Source organism: Microbacterium sp. Root1433D1, from assembly GCF_001426835.1.
Lineage (GTDB): Bacteria > Actinomycetota > Actinomycetes > Actinomycetales > Microbacteriaceae > Microbacterium > Microbacterium maritypicum.
Window position 1 is genome coordinate 106834 of sequence record NZ_LMFN01000004.1, and the last position, 19512, is coordinate 126345.

At 64.0% G+C, this 19512-nt stretch carries 17 protein-coding genes; 7 read left to right on the forward strand and 10 right to left on the reverse strand.

Annotated features, from left to right (window positions below; all coding sequences use genetic code 11):
- Positions 1–42: 42 nt before the first annotated feature.
- The 8 genes from ASD13_RS16165 to rpmH form a co-directional block, all read right to left on the reverse strand.
- Complete coding sequence (locus tag ASD13_RS16165) at positions 43–1014, reverse strand: ParB/RepB/Spo0J family partition protein (protein WP_082524311.1); 972 nt, start codon at positions 1012–1014, stop codon at positions 43–45.
- Positions 1014–1889, reverse strand: a complete 876-nt coding sequence (locus ASD13_RS16170; protein ID WP_229778783.1) for a ParA family protein — start codon at positions 1887–1889, stop codon at positions 1014–1016. The genes ASD13_RS16165 and ASD13_RS16170 overlap by 1 nt, the downstream gene beginning before the upstream one ends.
- A 1774-nt stretch (positions 1890–3663) precedes the next feature.
- Positions 3664–4287 carry a 16S rRNA (guanine(527)-N(7))-methyltransferase RsmG gene (gene rsmG, locus ASD13_RS16175; protein ID WP_055871530.1) on the reverse strand — a complete coding sequence of 208 codons (624 nt, stop codon included), beginning with the start codon at positions 4285–4287 and terminating at the stop codon, positions 3664–3666.
- 36 nt (positions 4288–4323) lie between these two features.
- Complete coding sequence (locus ASD13_RS16180) at positions 4324–4815, reverse strand: Jag family protein (RefSeq protein WP_017829909.1); 492 nt, start codon at positions 4813–4815, stop codon at positions 4324–4326.
- Positions 4812–5882, reverse strand: a complete 1071-nt coding sequence (gene yidC, locus ASD13_RS16185; RefSeq protein WP_055871533.1) for a membrane protein insertase YidC — start codon at positions 5880–5882, stop codon at positions 4812–4814. Before yidC ends, ASD13_RS16180 begins: the two co-directional genes overlap by 4 nt.
- Before the next feature lie 3 nt (positions 5883–5885).
- Positions 5886–6236 carry a membrane protein insertion efficiency factor YidD gene (gene yidD, locus ASD13_RS16190; protein ID WP_055871536.1) on the reverse strand — a complete coding sequence of 117 codons (351 nt, stop codon included), beginning with the start codon at positions 6234–6236 and terminating at the stop codon, positions 5886–5888.
- On the reverse strand, positions 6233–6589 hold the full coding sequence (gene rnpA, locus ASD13_RS16195) for a ribonuclease P protein component (protein WP_031205843.1): 357 nt from the start codon (positions 6587–6589) through the stop codon (positions 6233–6235). The genes yidD and rnpA overlap by 4 nt, the downstream gene beginning before the upstream one ends.
- Before the next feature lie 6 nt (positions 6590–6595).
- A complete protein-coding gene (rpmH, locus tag ASD13_RS16200) occupies positions 6596–6733 on the reverse strand; it encodes a 50S ribosomal protein L34 (RefSeq protein WP_013584598.1) in 138 nt (45 codons plus the stop codon).
- 439 nt (positions 6734–7172) lie between these two features.
- Between rpmH and dnaA the strand changes: the two genes are divergently transcribed.
- From dnaA to ASD13_RS16235, 7 genes are all read left to right on the forward strand, one after another.
- Positions 7173–8441, forward strand: coding sequence for a chromosomal replication initiator protein DnaA (gene dnaA, locus ASD13_RS16205; protein WP_442922333.1), 1269 nt, complete (start codon positions 7173–7175; stop codon positions 8439–8441).
- Between the two features lie 496 nt (positions 8442–8937).
- Positions 8938–10080 carry a DNA polymerase III subunit beta gene (dnaN, locus tag ASD13_RS16210; protein ID WP_055871541.1) on the forward strand — a complete coding sequence of 381 codons (1143 nt, stop codon included), beginning with the start codon at positions 8938–8940 and terminating at the stop codon, positions 10078–10080.
- Between the two features lie 220 nt (positions 10081–10300).
- On the forward strand, positions 10301–11494 hold the full coding sequence (gene recF / locus ASD13_RS16215; protein WP_055871545.1) for a DNA replication/repair protein RecF: 1194 nt from the start codon (positions 10301–10303) through the stop codon (positions 11492–11494).
- On the forward strand, positions 11487–11990 hold the full coding sequence (locus ASD13_RS16220) for a DUF721 domain-containing protein (RefSeq protein WP_055871548.1): 504 nt from the start codon (positions 11487–11489) through the stop codon (positions 11988–11990). Before recF ends, ASD13_RS16220 begins: the two co-directional genes overlap by 8 nt.
- Before the next feature lie 118 nt (positions 11991–12108).
- A complete protein-coding gene (gene gyrB / locus ASD13_RS16225) occupies positions 12109–14178 on the forward strand; it encodes a DNA topoisomerase (ATP-hydrolyzing) subunit B (RefSeq protein ID WP_174799515.1) in 2070 nt (689 codons plus the stop codon).
- A 43-nt stretch (positions 14179–14221) separates the two neighbouring features.
- On the forward strand, positions 14222–16777 hold the full coding sequence (gene gyrA / locus ASD13_RS16230) for a DNA gyrase subunit A (RefSeq protein ID WP_055871551.1): 2556 nt from the start codon (positions 14222–14224) through the stop codon (positions 16775–16777).
- Entirely contained in the window at positions 16774–17178 is a 405-nt protein-coding gene (locus tag ASD13_RS16235) for a DUF3566 domain-containing protein (RefSeq protein WP_017829919.1), read from the forward strand. The genes gyrA and ASD13_RS16235 overlap by 4 nt, the downstream gene beginning before the upstream one ends.
- A gap of 72 nt (positions 17179–17250) precedes the next feature.
- On the opposite strand, the gene ASD13_RS16240 is transcribed toward ASD13_RS16235, so the two are convergent.
- The gene (locus ASD13_RS16240) at positions 17251–17961 is read right to left on the reverse strand and encodes a VIT1/CCC1 transporter family protein (RefSeq protein ID WP_055871553.1); all 711 of its coding nucleotides are present in this window, start codon (positions 17959–17961) and stop codon (positions 17251–17253) included.
- A 96-nt stretch (positions 17962–18057) separates the two neighbouring features.
- Positions 18058–19410: a Fic family protein gene (locus ASD13_RS16245; protein ID WP_055871555.1), complete on the reverse strand. Its 1353-nt coding sequence runs from the start codon at positions 19408–19410 to the stop codon at positions 18058–18060.
- Between the last annotated feature and the right edge of the window lie 102 nt (positions 19411–19512).

The window sequence follows — 19512 nt, forward strand, 5'->3', positions numbered from 1 at the left end:
ACGATGACGCGAGTCTAGGCTAGCGCTGCCGTCGCCGGGGCCTCACTTCGACGAGCCGTAACCGCTCTCTCCGATCTCCTCCAGGATGCGATTGAGATCCTGAATGGAAGCGAAATCGATCGTGACCTGGCCTTTCCGTGCGCCGAGAGCGATCTTCACGCGGGTGTTGAGTCGGTCACCGAGCTTGCCGGCCACCTCGTCGAGGTATGCGCGGCGCGCACCGGGGGTCGGCTTGACGGACTTGCCGGCGCTGGGCTGCGACTTGGCGGCCTCCTCGGTGGCGCGCACCGAGAGGTCCTCGTTCACGACCTTGTCCGCGAGACGCTGCATCGACTCCGGAGTCTCGAGACTGAGGATGGCTCGCGCGTGCCCCGCGGTCAGCACCCCGGCCGCAACCCGCTGCTGCACGGGCACAGGAAGCTTCAGGAGCCGGATCGTGTTGCTGATCTGCGGACGTGAGCGGCCGATGCGTGTGGCCAGCTCCTCCTGCGTGATCCCGAAGTCCTCGAGGAGCTGCTGGTACGCCGAGGCCTCTTCCAACGGGTTCAGCTCGGAACGGTGGAGGTTCTCCAGCAGGGCGTCACGGAGGAGATCCTCGTCGGCGGTCTCGCGAACGATCGCGGGGATCACTTCGAGCCCGGCCTCACGAGCAGCACGGGTACGTCGCTCCCCCATGATGAGCTCGTACTGACCCTCGCTGTTCTTGCGGACGACGACGGGCTGGAGCACACCGAACTCACGAACGCTGTGGACGAGCTCGGCGAGATCTTCCGGGTTGAAGTGCGTTCGCGGCTGACGGGGGTTGGCGACGATCGTGTTCGGATCGACCTGGATCAGGTGGATGCCGGGGACGACCTCGAGTTCGGCGGCGTCGGCTTCGACCTCGGGTACTGCCTCCGCATTCGCCTGTCGCAGGCTCGCGCCAGGGAAGAACACGTCGACAGGACGCTCCGACTGATCAGTCGTGGGGATGAGGGCGCCGATACCCCGGCCCAGCCCAGTGCGCTTCGCCATCATTTCTCCTTGCTCTGCGTCGCTGTGCGCGATGCGATCTCAACGGCGGCCTCACGGTAGGCGATCGCGCCAGCGGATTGACCGTCGTACGCGATCACGGTCTGCCCGAAGCTCGGGGCCTCCGATACCCGGACCGAACGCGGGATGACCGTCTCCAGCACCTGTTCCGGGAAGTGTGTGCGGACCTCTTCCGCGACCTGCTGCGCGAGGCGTGTGCGACCGTCGAACATGGTCAGCAGGATCGTGGAGAGATGAAGGACGGGATTCAGGTGCTTCTGGATCATCTGGATGCTCCCGAGCAGCTGACTCAGTCCCTCGAGTGCGTAGTACTCGCACTGGATGGGGATGAAGACCTCTGTCGCGGCCGTGAAAGCGTTGATCGTGAGCAGCCCCAGTGATGGAGGGCAGTCGATGATGACGAAGTCCATCGGGTGGTCGGCGAGATACACCTCAAGGGCACGACGTAGGCGATGCTCTCGAGCAACCTGTGCAACCAGCTCGATCTCTGCACCCGCGAGGTGGATGGTGCTCGGCGCACAGAAGAGGTTCGAGTCCTCAGGGGACTCCTGGATGATGTCCGCGAGCGGGAACTCGTCGATCAATACGTCGTAGACGCTGGGGACCTCGGCGCTATGCGGCACACCCAATGCTGTGGAGGCGTTGCCCTGCGGATCCAGATCGATGACCAGGACCTTCGCGCCCATTCCTGCCAGGGCGGAGGCGATGTTCACGGCGGTGGTGGTCTTCCCCACACCGCCCTTCTGATTCGACACGGTCAGCACACGGGTTTCCCCGGTGAACTCGACGGTGGCGGCCTCGAGTGCGCGCCTACGGGCGGAGAGGTCAGCGAGTTCCCGCGCAAGCGGTGTATCCATCCCGAACGATCCGTTCGATGACGTCTTCTCGGATTGTTTCACGTGAAACATCCACTCCTTTCGGGGCCGCGTTCCACTCTAACCGCTGGGAGTGACGTTCGATGACGGAGGGGCGCACGGTGCGCTCCATCCCCGGACAGCTGGGGCGCGGGGCAGCACTGGAAATTGCGTCCGGATGGCGGTCGCTTTGAGCAGGAACGTCGATGTTTCACGTGAAACGGTCGCGTCCGGGGGCTGTCTACCCCCGTAGGTACGCCGCGTCCATGCGACAAGCGGTGCGTGAGACGCCCGTTCACGTCGCACCTCCCATGACGCTGGGCCCGCGGCGTGACCCGAGCGCTTGCGCTCCTCTGGTCCTGATCCCTCCTCCCCCACATCACCCTTTGCGGACTGCACACACGGATCGCCACACACGTCTGCCGATCGGGCCGCCACACACTCGCACGGAAGTGCGCGTTTCATGCCGGCTGACAACCGAAGGGATACTGGCCGCAGTGAGAACACGTAGGAACACCCATGGCACCATCGACGCCGTTTCACGTGAAACATGTGTTGGGTGGCCGTACGCGCCCGAGGGGATCCCCACAGCCACCGACATGACTCCTGGATGGTGTCCACTCGCGCCGTTCAACAAGCTCTCACGAGATCCGATCCGGCCCTGTCGCTCTGGCGTTGCAAGCTGACGACGCGTCACCCTCCCCAAGCTGACCGCGCTGCACAAGACCCGTGATCAGGAGTCGCCTGAACGTAGGAGCATTGCACGCAAGAGAGGCGCACCCAGGAGACGGCTGTCGCCGCAGCCGCTGGCCTCTACCGCTCATGGGATAGGGACAGCCACCCCTCCCCCACCTTCCCGCCATGTCTGCATCACTCTCCACGCTACTTTTTGCGGCGGCCTTGCGTAGAGGGGTCATTCACACCAAGAGACGGCGATCGGATGGGTACGTTTCACGTGAAACATGCATCCCTTGATGCTCGAAAGCAGTGGAGGCGAGCGGGGTAGCCCGTACACCAGGGTACTCCAGCCGCAGAAATCTCTGAGACGCCCATGGCACCAGATCGCACCGCACACCAGGCAGACCACGTCGGGTACGTCAGGTACGTCAGGTACGTCAGGTACGTCAGGTACGTCAGGTACGTCAGCGTTTCACGTGAAACCGAACATGATACGCGTCCGATATCGCAGGTATCTCCCTTCACAGAGCCCGCTAGCGCGCAACAATCCGACGAACCCTGTCCGTACGACCAGCAACGTCCACCGCAACAGCAGCGTCTGGAGCGGCAGCAACCCATCAGCAGCGCCGGCACTAGTGCCAGCACCCGCACCGCAGACCCGCATCCCTTCTACCCTCGCTCCTGACGGAATCCCACCCTGGCGATGCCATCACCCTCGCGCGCGTTTCGATCGACCGGCGATACACCTCTACATACCCAGGTTCACGGCTGGAAGCAAGATGGTGCCCATGTTTCACGTGAAACATACCAAACGACCTCGACATCCGAATGGGGCAGTGCCGACGAACCAACCTGCCATCAAGGCCATCGAAGCGAACCCAGAGCAGAAGAGTGCCTGATCCTGAACCGATGACGATCGACACTGCAGCGCGAAATCTCATAGCCCCGGGCGAGCGAAGCTAGACGAGGGATCCAGCATCCGACGAACAATCAGGTCGACACCTGTCAGCAGCGCCGTGCGGTGCCCTGATGCCCATCCCCTAGACACGGAAAGCGGGGTGTTTCACGTGAAACACCCCGCCTACCTGTCACAACGAAGCTAGCGAACGCGGGCGCGAACCACCCGAGTGGTCTCGGGGAGGACACCCTCCCCCAACACTTCGACCCTCACATCGGACAGCCGGAACTTCTTGATCTGCTTCTGAGCCGCATCGATCTCGTTCGGTGCGTTCATCCCCTTGAGGAGCGCGAGCTCGCCGCCGTCTCGTACCAGCGGAGCAGTCAACGGGATCAGGGTACGCAGCGCGCTGACGGCTCGAGCAGTCACGACATCGAAGCCATCCCCGGGCTGCACGTCCTCCGCACGAGAACGAAGAACAGTGACGTTGGTGAGTTCCAGAGCCTCGACCTGCTCGTTGAGCCAGGTGATCCGCCGCTCCATCGGTTCGACCAGCGTCCACTGCACATCCGGGCGGGCGATCGCGAGCACCAGCCCAGGAAGTCCAGCACCGGAGCCGATATCAGCGACGGAGCCGTGGAAGAGAGGAGCAGCGATCACACTGTTGAGGATGTGTCGCGTCCAGAGCCGTGGCAGCTCGAGCGGCCCGATGAGTCCTCGCTCCTCGCCCTCGCGAGCGAGAGCTGCAGTGAACGATCGCGCCACATCGATGCGGTCTCCGAAGAGATCTACGGCGACAGAAGGTTCAGGCTCCAGCTCACTCATGCGTGGCTCCGATCGAGCGATGTTTCACGTGAAACATCAACGACGGCGAAGAACCGTGTGACGGTCAGCACCCTCACCGTAGGACTCGGAGACCAGACCGCGCTCGGCCGCGATATCGTGCACCAGCTTGCGCTCGTAGCTCGACATCGAAGGCAGGGACGCCTGCGACGAGCCCTCATCGAGCTTCGCGGCAGCGGCGTCCACCAAGGTCTCCAGCTGACGGCGACGAGTGTCGCGGGAGCCGGCGATGTCGAGGATCAGTCGCGAGAACGAGCCGGTCTTGCTCTGCACGGCGAGGCGCGTCAGCTCCTGCAGCGCCTGGACCGTCTCCGGAGCGGAGAGCACTGACAGCGCATCGCCTTCGGCCTCGACCGAGACATAGGCACGTCCCTGACGAACATCCAGGTTGAGGTCACCGTCGATATCGGCGATGTCGAGGAGCTCCTCGAGGTAGTCCGCGGCGACGTCGCCTTCGTTCTCGAGCTGAGCCACGGTGGGCTCGGCGTTGTCGGTCATGGTTTCGCTCATGAACCGCTCCCCTTCTTCTTCGCGCGCTTCTTACCTACCGGCTGCTGGCGCTTCGGTGCTTCTGCCTTCGCCTTCTCAGCCTCTTCGAGCAGACGCTGCTGCTCTGCCTCGTAGGCGGCCATCGGGACGACCTTGCCCGAGGAGTCGAGCGCCTTGCCCTTGCGTGCCAGACGCTCTTCACGAGCCTTGGCGGCTTCCGAACCGGGAGTCGGCATCTCGCGGATGACGAGGAACTGCTGGCCCATGGTCCAGAGGTTCGAGATGAACCAGTACACGACGACACCGAGCGGGAAGAAAATGCCCGAGAAGATGAAGCCGAGCGGCAGCACGTAGAGCATGATCTTCTGCATCTGGTACGCCTGGCCGGTCTTAGCTTCCGGAGACAGGTTCTTCGAGATGATCTGCAGCTGAGTGAAGAACTGCGAGCCGATCATCAGAACGACGAGGGTGACCAGGATGATGATCGCCGTGGTGTTCTGCGCATCGACCGCGTCGCCCAGTGTCTCGTGCAACGACGCCACACCGAAGAGCTTCGCGTCGTAGAACTCCTTTGTCAGCTCAGCGCTCAGCAAACCGACTCCACCGACACCATCGACGGCGTGTTTCTTCACATCGCTCAGCACACTGAAGAGTGAGAAGAAGATCGGCATCTGGACCAGCAGCGGAAGACAGCTCGACATCGGCGTCGTGCCGTGCTTCTTGTAGAGGCCCATGGTCTCGCGGCTCATGGCCTCACGAGAGAGCTGATCCTTCTTGCCGCGGTACTTCTCCTGGACTTTCCGCAGTTCAGGAGCGATTTCCATCATCTTGCGCTGGCTCTTGATCTGCTTCACGAAGAGCGGGATCAGAGCGGCACGGACGACTATGACGAGACCGACGATCGAGAGTACCCAGGTCAGACCGGATGCCGCGGGCAGACCGACAGCGGTGAGAAGCCAGTGCCAGGCGACGAGGATCATCTCGACGACCCACTTGAGCGGCCACAGGATCGTGCCGATCAGGTCGAAGCCACCCGCCGCGGGCGCATCGCTGGGGGTGGTGCTGGCGAGCAGAAGGTCAAGACCCACCGTTCAGTCCTTTCGGGAAGGGACGACGAAACCGTGTGCGGTCAGGTCGTAGCGGAAGTGGTCGTGCGGACGGACGTCATCGACGCCGCCGGTGGTCCAGGGGTTGCAGCGGAGGATGCGCCATGCCGAGAGCGCCGCTCCCTTCACTGCGCCGTGCTGCTGCACCGCACCTACAGCGTAGGCGGAACAGCTGGGGTAGTACGCACAGACATCTCCATACATCGGGGAGATCACCTTGCGATACGCGGTCAGAAACCCCAGCACCAGATTGCGGGGGATCAAGGGGATGCTGCGCACCAGGTCCTGCGAGCGAAGATGCGCAGTCCCGATCGACGAAGCCGGAAGGGCGCTCATGCCGACACCGCGTCGGACGCCGGCGTCAGCCTGCTCAGACAGCGATCGACATCGGCACGAAGCTCGGCGAACGATGCGGTGGCAGACGCAGGAAGGGCACGGATGACGACATCCGTGCCCTCGGGAACTCGCGGGAGCGCCTCCGCGCACACGGCCTTGAGCCGACGACGCACGGTGTTGCGCACCACAGCGGTGCCCACCTGCTTGCTGATGATGAATCCGAACCTCGCGGCTCTGCTCTCGCCCGTCGTCAACATCGAGGTGATGACGCGCGCCCCGCCACAACGGGAACCACGACGAACGACCAGACGATAGTCGCTCCCGCGGGTCAGCCGATACGGGCGGGCGAGCACAGCAGACTACGCAGAGAGCTCGGTGCGGCCCTTCGCGCGGCGGGCAGCGAGGATGCCGCGGCCTGCACGCGTACGCATGCGGGCACGGAAGCCGTGCTTCTTGGCGCGACGACGGTTGTTGGGCTGGAAGGTGCGCTTGCTCATGGAATCACTCCGGGAATGCTGCCACCGGGTTCACTGCGACCGGAGACATGGGGTACTGCCAAAAATGGCATAAGTCAACCAAGTAAGGGTACGTCTTACCGACGCACAGAGCAAATCTGCGCGCTCACGTGGTGGTCTCCCGGTACGAACCGCACAGCCATTATCCACAACCGGACCACGCCCGGCAGGTGCAACACGCGCGCGTATTTTCAAGGGCAGGTTGCCGTTCACAGCCGGGATGACTACCGTGGCATCCTAAGTTATCCACAGGGGGCACGGCACGTCGACCCCGCCTCGATCACTCGTCCGGAGCGTCATGTCATCACCTGCCCAGCCCGACGTCCCCATCTGGACCACGGTGCAGGAGCTTCTGGTCGACGACGATCGAGTCACCCCGCAACTGCAGGGCTTCCTGAGCCTGGCCGTCCCGGCCGGTGTCATGTCGGCCACCCTCTACCTCGAGGTACCGAACGACCTCACAGCCGCGCAGATCAACAAGAGACTGCGCCTGCCGATCATGGAGGCCCTCTCCCACATCGGTGAAGAGGTCACCTCCTACCGCGTCGTCGTGAACCACGAACTGGCCGAGCAGCAAACGGCACCGATCGCCGTCGGCGACTTCGGCCGGCACGAGCAGGTGCGCATCGAGTCCCCGATGGAGCAGCCGACGCAGCTGCGCCATGAGTCCCGCCTGAACCCGAAGTACACCTTCGACAACTTCGTCATCGGGCAGTCCAACCGCTTCGCTCATGCCGCGGCGGTCGCTGTCGCCGAAGCGCCGGCCAAGGCGTACAACCCTCTGTTCATCTACGGCGACTCGGGCCTCGGCAAGACGCACCTCCTCCACGCGATCGGAGACTACGCACAGTCCCTCTATGCAGGGGTGAAGGTGCGGTACGTCTCGAGCGAGGAGTTCACGAACGACTTCATCAACTCGATCGCGAACAACCGCGGTGCCGCGTTCCAGGCGCGATACCGCGACGTCGACATCCTCCTGATCGACGACATCCAGTTCCTCCAGGGACGAGCCGAGACTCAGGAAGCCTTCTTCCACACCTTCAACACGCTGCACGACCACAACAAGCAGGTCGTCATCACCAGCGATGTCGCCCCGAAGCACCTGACCGGGTTCGAAGACCGGATGCGCAGCCGCTTCGAGTGGGGTCTCATCACCGATGTGCAGGCGCCCGACCTCGAGACGCGTATCGCGATCCTCCGGAAGAAGGCACAGAGTGAGGCGCTCCACATCCCCGACGAGGTCCTCGAGTACATCGCGACCGTGGTGTCGTCGAACATCCGCGAGCTCGAGGGCGCACTCATCCGTGTGTCGGCATTCGCCAGCCTGAACCGCTCCGCGCTCGACATCTCCCTCGCGCAGACCGTGCTCCGAGACATCATCGACACGGCCGAGGACAACATCATCTCGCCGACCGACATCATCACCGCCACCGCGCAGTACTTCAAGCTCACCGTCGACGACCTGTACGGCTCCAGCCGTTCGCAGCAGATCGCCACCGCCCGACAGATCGCGATGTACCTGTGCCGTGAGCGCACCAGCCTCTCCCTGCCCAAGATCGGGCAGCTCTTCGGCAACCGCGACCACACGACCGTCATGTACGCCTACAAGAAGATCAGCGAGCTCATGAAGGAGCGACGCTCCATCTACAACCAGGTCACAGAGATCACCACGCAGCTCGGCCGACGCTGACACGCCGCGTCTCCGAGAAATGGGGAGGACAGCACCTGAACGGGTGCCGTCCTCCCCATTTTTGTGACACGGACAGGGGTTCTGATCCTCGGATAGATGCCTCTATGCACATGTGGATAACTTGTGGATGAAAGTGGATTCGGTCGGGACGAATGTGGGTTGATCACCCAAACCTGTGGATAACTCTGGGAGGGCGGTCCTCGGCCCACAACCCCCCAGCCCCCGGATTCCTCAGGGTCTCCACAACTGACAACTGTGTAGTTCCCTACTCGCTCTTGCTATCCACCGACTTATCCACAGTATCCACAGCTGTTAACACCGTTAAGGAGTTAAGTCATTCAAGGCGCGATCCGATCACCAGACGGTGGGGAGAACCGCCGGACGAACGACAAGAACCTCGGCGTAGGGATACGCCGGAGTGTGGGGCTAGCATGGGAAGCCCTGCACCGGCAGGGCAGACGACAACGCGTCACAGTTCGACGACAAGGGAGCACCCGTGAGGTTTCAGGTCAACCGCGATGTCTTCAGCGAGGCTGTCTCGTTCGTCGTCAAGCTTCTGCCGCAGCGCAACCCCCAGCCGATCCTGGCCGGAGTCCTGATCGAAGCCGATGGTTCCGGTCTGACACTCTCCGCCTTCGACTACGAAGCCTCCGCGCGGACGACCATCGAAGCCACGGTGGAGACACCCGGCACGATTCTGGTCCACGGCCGGCTGCTCTCCGACATCGCGAGCCGCCTCCCGAACGCTCCGATCGAGATCGCGGTCGAGGAAGACGGCGGCATCGCCGTCACCTGCGGCTCCGCACGGTTCACACTCGCTGCCATGCCGGTCGAGGAATACCCGTCGATCCCCGAGGTGACGGGTTCTTCCGGTGTGGTTCCCGCCGACGACTTCGGCACCGCCATCTCCCAGGTCGGATTCGCCGCGTCGCGTGACGACGTGACCCCCGTGCTCACCGGTGTGCAGCTCGAAGTCTCCGGACACAACCTCAGCCTCGTCGCGACCGACCGCTACCGCGTCTCGCTTCGGGATGTGCCGTGGGACGGCGAAGCCGTCGAGGCCACCGCACTGGTTCCCGCACGCACGCTCCTCGAAGTGGGTAAGACCTTCGGTCACGCCGGCACGATCCAGGTGGCCTTCTCCGGAGCAGGCGACCGAGAGATCATCGCCTTCACCGCGGGAAACAAGACCGTCACTTCTCTCCTGATCAAGGGCAATTTCCCGCCTGTTCGCCGACTCTTCCCGGAGCAGACGGATCACTACGCGGTCGTCAACACGGCCGACCTGGTCGAGGCCGTCCGCCGAGTATCTCTCGTTCTGGATCGCGCTGCCCCGCTGCGCTTCACGTTCTCCAGCGACAGCGTCACCATGGATGCTTCCGGGGGAGACCACGCACGCGCCTCCGAATCCGTCGATGCGATCCTCTCCGGCGGCGACGAGGTCACGCTCGGCCTGAACCCGCAGTACCTCATCGAGGCCCTCGGCGCCGTGAAGAGCGAGTTCGTCCGCGTGACGTTCACCTCGAGCGACAACGCCAACAAGCTCAGCCCGGTGCTGATCACGAGTCAGACCTCCGTGGACCAGGCCGGCCTCGACTCGTTCAAGTACCTGCTTCAGCCCAACCTGCTCCTGCGCTGATCCTCTCCGCTACCTCCCTACCCGAAACGTTCCCGGTTCGGCCGGCGCCTTGGCGCTCACATAGATCCTTCGGGAGATATGGTGCTCCCGGAATGAGCATCGGGAGGGGCCCGCGAAGCGGGAGGGAACCCGCTCTGCGAGCGAGGGGCGCGTCGTCACCTGCGCCCCACATGAAAACCAGAGAAGAACCTGTGTCAGACCCCGAAGGTAGGCTGACTCCGTGATTGTGGAGCACCTGAGTCTGGTCGATTTCCGCAATTACGCGACCGCCGAACTCACCCTGCATCGCGGACCGAACGTCCTCGTCGGTCGCAACGGTCAGGGAAAGACGAATCTCGCCGAGGCCATCGTGTTCCTCGCGACGCTCGGATCGCACCGTGTCTCCTCGGATGCGCCGATGGTCCGTGACGGGCAGGAGTTCGCGGTGATCCGCGCGCGACTCTCGCATGGCGAGCGTCGCGTGCTCGCCGAGGTCCAGGTGAACAGGCAGGGATCGAACAAGGCTCGCATCAACGGATCGCCCTCGAAGCCGAACGAACTCCCCCGCTACGCACATGTGGTGCTGTTCGCTCCGGAAGATCTGCAGATCGTGCGCGGCGACCCCTCGGCCCGCCGCCGCTTCACCGATCAGCTCCTCATCCAACGCACTCCGAGGCTCGCGGCCGTCCTCGCCGACTACGACCGTGTGCTCAAACAGCGAAATGCGCTGCTGAAGTCTGCCCGAGCTCGCGGTGTCCGCGGCGAAGGATTGAGCACGCTGGATGTGTGGGACGACAAGCTCGTCTCGCTCGGGTCGGAGATCATCACGGCACGTCAGCGTCTCGCGGCGGATCTGCAGCAGCCGGTCGCCGATGCCTACGAGGCGATCGCCGGTGCTGATCATCGTCCGGAACTCGAGTGGGCGCTCTCCGTCGGCGGCGGCGACCCCGAAGAAGGAGAAGACGGTGGTGAAGGAGTCGAGGGCGGATCGGCCATCGACCGACTCGGCGATCCGCACCGCATCGCCGATCTCTTCCGCGCGTCGCTCGCGGCGAAGCGGTCGAACGAGCTCGATCGCGGGCTGACCCTCACCGGGCCGCACCGGGACGACCTGGTTCTGCGTGTTCGCGACCTCCCCGTGAAGGGCTATGCCTCTCACGGCGAGTCCTGGTCGGTCGCCCTCGCCCTCCGGCTGGCCTCGGCCGAGCTGCTGCGCAGCGAATCCCCCGCCGGCGACCCGGTGCTCATCCTCGACGACGTCTTCGCCGAGCTCGACGCCGATCGGCGTCAGCGACTCGCGGCCCTCACGGCCGGCTACGAGCAGGTGGTGGTGACGGCGGCGGTGGAGGAGGATATCCCCGAGGTGCTGCATGCCCACGTGGTGCGCATCAGCGCCGGAACGATCAGCGACGAACGGGAGGCGGCGGATGACTGACGCGGCTTCGACTCCCGCGGCCGAAGTTCCCGAGACGATCGGCACGTACCTGCGCCTTCGGGGCCTGCAGCCGAGCTCCAAAAGCTGGAAGCGCAAGCGGCGCATCGCCAACGACGATGACAACGCTCCCTTCACTCCTGGGCGCGATCCTGGTGCTCTCGGCGCGGTGCTCGACAAGCTGAGCCGTGACTCCGGCTGGCAGATCACCCTCGCTCGGGAAGATCTCGTCCGTCAGTGGGCCGATCTCGCCGGCGCCGACACAGCGAAGCACTCCGAACCCGTCTCCCTGGAGCGCGGCCTGCTCACGGTGAAGTGCGACTCGACCGCGTGGGCGAAGAACCTGCAGTTCATGCGGGCCACGATTCTCACGGAGATCGGCCGACGGTATCCCGACGCGGGGGTCGAGAATCTTCGCTTCATCGGACCGGACGTTCCCTCGTGGAAATGGGGTCCCAGAGCCGTTCCAGGACGGGGTCCGCGCGATACCTACGGGTAGGGCACCACGCAAGGGGGTCGAAACGCTCACAGGCCCACACACGGCCGTTGAGCGGCATTTCCCGACGAAACTCCGCTAGAATGGGAGTTCGTGATATCGATGTGGAGAATGCCCTCTGATGACGCCTGAATCCCCTGCTGACGAGACGGAATCGAACACCGGGGGAACCCCCGCAACCGAGGGCACCATTGCACCCAAGGCGAAGCAGCCTGGTGAGTACGGTGCGGATTCGATCCAGATCCTCGAAGGCCTCGAGGCTGTGCGCAAGCGCCCCGGTATGTACATCGGGTCCACCGGGCCTCGAGGACTCCACCACCTGGTCTACGAGATCGTCGACAACTCGGTCGATGAGGCTCTGGCCGGCTACGCCGACACGATCTTCGTCACGATGCTCGCCGACGGCGGCGTGCGCGTCGTCGACAACGGTCGAGGCATCCCGGTCGATCCGCACTCCTCCGACCCGAACAAGTCGACGGTCGAGGTCGTGCTCACGATCCTGCACGCCGGCGGAAAGTTCGGTGGCGGCGCCTACGCCGTCTCCGGTGGTCTGCACGGTGTCGGATCCTCCGTCGTGAACGCGCTGTCGACGCGCTTCGACGTCGAGGTGAAGCAGAAGGGATTCGTCTGGCGGCACAGTTTCGCCGACGGCGGCATCCCGCAGCAGAAGCTCGAGAAGGGCGAGGCGACGGACGAGACCGGGACGAGCATCACGTTCTGGCCGGACTCCTCGATCTTCACCGAGACCATCGAGTTCGACTACGACACGCTGCGCACGCGGTTCCAGCAGATGGCCTTCCTCAACAAGGGCCTCCGCATCGAGCTGCGCGATGAGCGCGAGTCCTCCGCCTACGAGGTCGAGGAAGACGGCTCGACCGTCACCAAGCAGCCGGGAGACGTGTTCTTCTACGAGCGCGGCCTGGTCGACTACGTCGAGTACCTCAACAAGGTGCGTCACGCCGAAGTGGTCAACGACGAGATCATCGCCTTCGAGTCGGAAGACACCGAGCGCAAGATCTCGCTCGAGGTCGCGATGCAGTGGACCACGTCGTATACCGAGAACGTGTTCACCTACGCCAACACGATCAACACCCACGAGGGTGGAACCCACGAAGAGGGCTTCCGCGCGGCACTGACCACCCTGGTCAACAAGTACGCCCGCGCGAACAACCTCCTCAAGGAGAAGGACGACAACCTCTCCGGCGACGACGTGCGCGAGGGACTGACCGCGGTCATCTCGATCAAGCTCGGAGAACCGCAGTTCGAGGGCCAGACGAAGACCAAGCTCGGCAACACCGAAGCCAAGGCCTTCGTGCAGAAGGTCGTCGGCGATCAGCTCGGCGACTGGTTCGAGCGCAACCCGAACCAGGCGAAGAACGTCATCCGCAAGGCGATCGACGCCGCGACCGCGCGCCTCGCGGCGCGGAAGGCGCGAGAGACCGCCCGTCGCAAGAGCGTGTTCGAGTCGGCGGCGATGCCCGACAAGCTCAAGGACTGCACGAGCAAGGACCCGTCGATCAGCGAGATCTTCCTGGTGGAGGGTGACTCGGCCGGTGGTTCCGCGGTGCAGGGTCGCGACCCGCACACGCAGGCGATCCTGGCGCTGCGAGGGAAGATCCTCAACGTCGAGCGCGCGCGTCTGGACAAGGCCCTGGGCAACAAGGAAGTCCAGGCGATGATCCAGGCCTTCGGCACGGGCATCGGCGAAGAGTTCGACATCGAGAAGGCGCGGTATCACAAGATCGTGCTGATGGCCGATGCCGACGTCGACGGCCAGCACATCACCACGCTGCTGCTCACGCTGCTCTTCCGCTACATGCGCGGACTCATCGAGGCCGGTTTCGTGTACCTCGCGATGCCGCCGCTGTACCGCCTGAAGTGGTCGAACTCCGCGCACGAGTACGTGTTCAGCGACGCCGAGCGCGACGCCCTGCTCAAGCACGGCATCGAGAACGGAAAGCGCATCCCGAAGGATGCCGGCATCCAGCGCTACAAGGGTCTCGGCGAGATGAACCCGAAGGAGCTGTGGGAGACGACGATGGATCACACCACGCGCACCCTGCAGCAGATCACCATCGAGGACGCCGCCGCGGCCGACGAGATCTTCAGCGTGCTGATGGGCGAGGACGTCGAGTCCCGACGCAGCTTCATCCAGCGCAACGCCAAGGACGTCCGCTTCCTCGACATCTGATGCCCGCGGGCTCAGACCAGATGTGTGACAGAGAGATTGATTCATGACTGACGAAGAACGCACCGAACCGGAACACGATCACGGCAAGATCGATCAGGTCGACCTGCAGTCGGAGATGCAGCGCAGCTACCTCGACTACGCGATGGCCGTCATCGTGGGGCGCGCGCTCCCCGATGTGCGCGATGGGCTCAAGCCCGTGCACCGCCGTGTGATCTACGGCATGTACGACGGCGGGTTCCGCCCCGACAAGTCGTTCTCGAAGTGCGCCCGTGTGGTGGGCGAGGTCATGGGCCAGTACCACCCGCACGGCGACTCGGCGATCTACGACGCCCTCGTGCGACTGGTGCAGCCGTGGTCGCTGCGGTATCCGCTCGCCCTCGGCCAGGGCAACTTCGGCTCGCCCGGCAACATGGGTGCCGCGGCCCCGCGGTACACCGAGACCAAGATGGCCCCGCTCGCGCTCGAGATGGTGCGCGACATCGAAGAAGACACCGTCGACTTCACCGACAACTACGACGGCCAGACGCAGGAGCCGACGGTCCTGCCGGCCCGGTTCCCGAACCTGCTCGTCAACGGCTCGGTCGGCATCGCGGTCGGCATGGCCACCAACATCCCGCCGCACAACCTGCGCGAGGTGGCCGACGCCGCCCTCTGGGCCCTCGACAACCCCGGCATCTCCCGTGAGGAGCTGCTCGAAGGTCTGATCCAGCGTGTTCCCGGACCGGACTTCCCGACCGGCGCGCAGATTCTCGGGAACAAGGGCATCCACGAGGCGTACCGCACCGGTCGCGGCTCGATCACGATGCGCGCGGTCGTCAACGTGGAGGAGATCCAGGGTCGTACCTGCCTCGTCATCACCGAGCTGCCCTACCAGGTGAACCCCGACAACGTGGCCGTGAAGATCGGCGACCTCGCCCGCGACGGCAAGATCACCGGTATCGCCGACATCCGCGACGAGTCCTCCGACCGCACCGGACAGCGTCTGGTCGTCGTGCTCAAGCGCGACGCCGTCGCGAAGGTCGTGCTGAACAACCTGTACAAGCACACCCAGCTGCAGGAGAACTTCGGCGCGAACATGCTCGCGATCGTCGACGGTGTGCCGCGCACCCTCGCGATCGACGGCTTCATCACGCACTGGATCTCGCACCAGATCGATGTGATCGTCCGTCGCACGGAGTTCCGTCTGCGCGAGGCCGAGAAGCGCATGCATATCCTGCGCGGATACCTCAAGGCGCTCGACGCGCTCGACGAGGTCATCGCGCTGATCCGTCGTTCGCAGACCACCGCGGATGCGAACGAGGGACTCCAGAAGCTCCTCGACATCGACGAGATCCAGGCCGACGCGATCCTGCAGATGCAGCTGCGCCGCCTCGCCGCTCTCGAGCGTCAGCGGATCATCGACCAGGCCAACGAGCTCGAGGCCCAGATCACCGACTACAAGTCGATCCTGGCCGATGAGGGTCGTCAGCGCACGATCATCCGCGAAGAGCTGACCGGTATCGTCGACCGCTTCGGAGACGAGCGTCGCACGCACATCCTGCACGGATTCGACGGTGATGTCTCGATGGAAGACCTCATCGCCGAGGAGGAGATGGTCGTCACCGTCACCCGCGAGGGCTACATCAAGCGCACGCGCAGCGACAACTACCGTTCGCAGCACCGCGGCGGCAAGGGCGTCAAGGGTGCGCAGCTGCGCGCGAACGACATCGTCGAGCACTTCTTCGTGACGACCACGCACCACTGGCTGCTGTTCTTCACCGACAAGGGTCGCGTCTACCGTGCGAAGACCTACGAGGTGCCCGAGGCCGGGCGCGATGCGAAGGGCATGCACGTCGCGAACCTGCTCGCCCTGCAGCCGGACGAGAACATCGCGCAGGTGCTCGACATCCGCGACTACCAGGTGGCGGACTACCTGGTGCTGGCGACGCGCGAGGGTCTGGTCAAGAAGACGCGACTCGAGGCGTACGACACCAACCGCCAGGGCGGCGTCATCGCGATCCGCCTGAACGAGGAGGACGAACTCGTCAGCGCGCTCCTGGTGAACGCCGAGGACGACATCCTCCTCATCAGCCGTCGCGGCATGTCGGTGCGCTTCGAGGCGACCGACGAGGCACTGCGTCCGATGGGTCGTGCCACGGCCGGTGTCCGGGGCATGAAGTTCAAGATCGACGAGGACTGCCTGCTCTCGGCTTCCGTCGCAGCGCCCGGCAAGTTCGTCTTCGTCGTCACCGACGGCGGGTACGCCAAGCGCACCGCGGTGGAGGAATACCGCGTGCAGGGACGCGGTGGAACAGGCATCAAGGTCGCCAAGCTCAACGACGATCGGGGCACTCTCGCGGGTGGTCTGATCGTCTCCGAGGACGACGAGGTCTTGGTGGTTCTCTCCAGCGGCAAGGTGGTACGCTCTGCCGTGGCCGAGGTCCCCGCCAAGGGTAGAGACACCATGGGAGTGGTGTTCGCCCGTACGACGGAGGCCGACCGCATCCTCGCCATCGCCCGTAACGGCGAGCGTGGCCTCGCCGAAGACGAGGCGGAAGCGGAGGATGCCGAGACCCAGGCCCCCGAGACGACACAGACCCCCGAGGATACAGACGCATGAGCACAGTGGCCGACAAGCTGGCGAAGAAGTCGACCCGCAAGACCAGTGGCAAGCAGGTACGCCTCCGACTGGTCTACGTGGACTTCTGGTCGGCCGTGAAGCTCTCGTTCCTCGGAGCGGTCGCCCTCGCGGTCGTCACGATGGTGTCGTTCTTCCTCATCTTCCTGGTGTTCCAGGCGACGGGGATCATGACGACGGCGGAGAGCTTCCTGCTCGGCATCACCGACAACACCTTCGTTCTCTCCGAGGTCGTCGGTCTTCCCCAGGTGATGGCCTTCGCGGCTGTGGTCGCCATCCTGAACCTGATCGTCTTCACGGTGCTCGGCGCCGTGGTGGCCGGAATCTACAACCTCGCGGTGAAGGTGACGGGCGGACTGCTCGTCGGCTTCATGTCGAACTGATCCTCGGAACGGATCAGACGAAGGGCGGATGCTGCGGCATCCGCCCTTCGTCGTTCCTCGTCGCGGTGATCGCTAGACGACGCCCGTGGTGCCGAGAAGGGTGCCGATGAGCCAGGTCGCGGCGAGGGCGAGCCCGCCGCCGATGACCAGTCGGATCGATGCGCGCACCGGCGCCGAACCTCCGATCTTCGCGGACAGCGTGCCCGTCACGGCCAGAGCCAGGAGGACGGCCACGAAGGTGACCGGGACCCGCCACTCGGGGGGCGGAAGCAGGATGGCCAGCAAGGGCAGGAGCGCGCCGAGAGTGAAGGCGATCGCCGACGACATCGCCGCGTGCCACGGATTCACCAGGTCGTCCTGGTCGATGCCGAGCTCGACCTCCAGGTGCGCAGCCAGGGCGTCGTGCGCCGTGAGCTCCTCCGCGACCTGACGCGCCGTCTCATCGGAGAGTCCACGGTCGCGGTAGAGCTGAGTGAGCTCGTCGAGCTCCGCTGCGGGCATCGTGCGCAGCTCTTCGCTCTCCTTCGCGATGAGGGCACGCTCACTGTCGCGCTGGCTGCTCACCGAGACGTACTCGCCGAGCGCCATCGAGATGGCTCCACCCACGAGGCCGGCGATTCCCGCGGTGAGGAGTGCGGCGTTGTCGGTCGTCGCGCCGGCGACTCCGACCACGAGCGAGGCGACCGAGACGATGCCGTCGTTCGCGCCCAGCACCCCCGCGCGCAACCAGTTCAGTCGCTGACCGAGCCCGGCGCCGTGCGGCTCCCCTTCGTGTGTCGTCATGCCCCCAGTGAAGCAGATCGGCGATGGGGATGTGACGAGGGTGCCCAGTTCGACTCCGAAGCGACAAGAAAGCCAAAGAAGAACATGCGTTTGGCTTTATGAGCTCTCCTGATCTCCCAGCTGAGCAAGCCGTGACGATAGATCGTTCGTCGGGTGCCAAACGATCGGGTGTTTGGCCACCCCGCGGGTGAGTAGTCCGAACGACTCTAGGTATGAGAGATCGTTCCTAGCCGTTTGGGTGGAAACTCGATAGCGGTTGGCGATCTCGATCGCAGTGATTCCTGAAGGAGATTCTCGCGTGAGCCATTCGAGGATTTGAGTCTGACGCATATTGAAGTCCCGGACAGCGCTGCGAAGCGCGGACTGCACCCGCTGCGATTCACGCTGGCGGCCTTCGATGTAGAGGTCGAGCTCGTCGAGAGCCCGTGCGATCACGTGGAGCTGGTGGAGGATGAAGTACGTGAGGTCATTGCCGTCATCTTCGGTGTATTGGTAGCTGTCGCCATACTTTCCGGGAGCGGCACGGAGGATCTTTGATATCGCAAGGTACTCGGCCAGCCAGTACCCGTTGTGAAGCATCGACCAGTAGAAGGAGGTTCGGGCGATCCTGCCATTTCCATCAGCAAAGTAGCGATGATACCCGAACATGAAGTGGGTGATGATCGCGCGGACAATGGGAGGGATGTAGGGCGATTCGGACGACGAGCCGTTCGCGAAGGCGCTGAGCTCTCCTAGGCGATCGGGAAGCTCCTCTGCCGGAGGTGGTATGTGAACTTGGACCTCCCCTGCCCAAACGCTTACTCGCTCGTGCTCAGGAGTTTCGATGCGTCCGGCATCTGCGGGGTCGCTCAGGGTTCCTTCGGTAAGGATTCGGTGCAGCTCAAGAATCCACCCGGGCGTGAGCGGGTCACTCGAGAGCTCGGTGACCTGGCGCATAGCGCGGTAGTTGTTGAGGATCATTCGTTCGGACTTAGTCCGCGGGTCTCGTCCAGTGCTCAGGAGCTCCACGGCGACCCGCCGGGTCGTAGAAGCGCCTTCAAGTTGACTCGATGTGATCGCTTCTTCAACGAGAGATCGAACAATGAACTGATCGCGGCCGCCCGGGGTCATGGCAGTGCCGCCCCCGGCTACGCTGCCTCCGGCTCTGCGTCCGATCTCCTCGGTGAGTTGCAGAACTTCGTCGGTCATCGCGAAGGTGAAGGACGATCCGTCCTTTGCTCGCAACGGCACCGTTCGCATCTGGGCACTGCGCTGGAGCTTGAGCCGAAACCACCACTCATCATGAGTGAGGCCGTCTGGCGGAGTCCGGCGGATCAACTGCTCCCAGTGGAGGTAGCGCGAGTCGTCCAGTGGAGGGGTGAACAGGAGCCCACGCACACTATCGGCGTCCTTGTTGAGCACACGTGACTGAAGTTCAACAAGATCTGGAGCCGGATGACGTAGCGGCATGAGTCGATGTCCTCCTGTTCAAAGCATGACAAAACAAAAGACTTGTCTTCTTTTGTTATCTAACTGTACTGCTGAAGAGTGTCAACGAAGCAGGAAGAGACG